Source organism: Massilia pseudoviolaceinigra, from assembly GCF_030846505.1.
In the GTDB taxonomy this organism is placed as follows: domain Bacteria; phylum Pseudomonadota; class Gammaproteobacteria; order Burkholderiales; family Burkholderiaceae_D; genus Telluria_A; species Telluria_A violaceinigra.
The window spans coordinates 1-1,622 of sequence record NZ_JAVCWL010000089.1; the positions used below are offsets into that span (position 1 = coordinate 1).

The 1,622-nt window shown below is 49.8% G+C and carries 1 protein-coding gene; it reads right to left on the reverse strand.

Translation table 11 applies throughout. The annotated features are described in order from the left end of the window. A partial coding sequence (locus RBA40_RS33145) for a condensation domain-containing protein (RefSeq protein ID WP_306653145.1) occupies positions 1-1,622 on the reverse strand: 1,622 nt, incomplete at both ends.

A 1,622-nucleotide genomic window follows, 5' to 3' on the forward strand; every position in this document is an offset into this window, starting at 1 on the left:
TTGCGCTCTGCTGCAGGCAATACACTCAAACGTCTGACAGGTTCGACAGACTGCTCAAGTAAGGCGTGAACCAGGCCTTCAATGGCTGTGAGAAGATAGGTATTCATACGCTCTGCATCGATGCCTGTGACGCATTGCGTTGTGAACGTAAAACCCTGGCCCAGATCATCCACAGAAAGTGTTAGAGGGTAATTGGTTCGTTCTTCGCCATGTAGTATGCGCACCCCCTCCCAAACATTACCTCTGGCTTCCGTAGTATCGGAAGTACCGGCCGCACTATGACGGTAATTAAGCATTGAGGTAAATAAAGGCAAGGGCGCTGCTACGCTACTACACCGCTGTGCCAAAGCCAGCGATGCCTGTTCATATACAACCAGCGTTCCTAAGCGCTCATAAATATCAGCTACAAGTTGTTGCGCAGTTTGCTGTGCAAAATGGATCCGAATCGGCAAGGTATTAATAAACATCCCCAATACCTGATCGGCCCCTTCTGATCCTTGCAACCGACCAGATAACACCGTTCCAAACACAATATCGTCTTGATTGCAGCACTGCGCCAATACCTGTGCCCATGCAACATGAAACAGTACAGCAGGCGTGACGCCTTGCTGACGTGCGCTGTGTCTGATGCGCTGGGATAACTCATCACTAAGGGGCAAACGTGCTTCTTGCACTTCAGAACCATTGCCCTGCACATCAAAGATGCCAAACGGTGCCGTTGGTTCTTCAATATCCCCTAATTGCTGTTTGAAATACGCCTCATGTTCCGATACGGGTACCGACAGTACCTGCGCTATAAAGTTGCGGTAAGGCAGGGCAGGTGGAAGTTGATGCTCCTTGCCACGCAAGATGGTTTGCACTTCAGTAACGACGAACTCTAAGGTGACATGGTCACACACCAGATGGTGATTGAGCAAAGCCAGATACCATTCCTGAGAATGCGGATCCGCGGCAATATAGGCTTTTAACAAAGGAGCTTGTTGAAGATCCAGACGAAGATGACGTGGATCAGTCAGTGCATTTAATTGTGCCTGCGCATCACCATCGGCTAAGAGCGTGAGTTCTTCGATAAGTAAAGGTGCTCTGCGCAGCACCACTTGTACAGGTTGAGACAGACTCATCCAGTGAATGGAGGTACGTAAAATATCGTGGCGGTCAATAACGCTTTGCAGCGCAGACAAGAATACATCCAGGCGTGCACGATGATCAAAAGCCAGTACCGAGCGCAGGAGATAAGTATCACCTTCGGTTTCTAGCAAATGATGGAACAGGATGCCTTCTTGCAGGGGCGCCAGGGGGTAGATATCTTGAATGTTAGAAATACCCTGCGGCACATGTGCAATGATCTGGTCAATGTCAGTTTGAGACAGACTCACCAAAGGCAGCATGTCAGGGGTGATCGCTGTGTCGGTTGGTGTGATCAGGTTAGGCGGCACCACCTGTACGGATGCGGCATGGTCGTTATCGGCTAATGCCCGTGCAATGGCACTTAAAATGGGGTTGGCAAAAATCGTGCGGATATCGGTATGCAAGCTTTGCTGACGCAAACGTTCAATCAAGGTGACCACCAAGAGTGAATGTCCACCCAGTTCAAAGAATTGATCATGGCGACCAACCCGTTC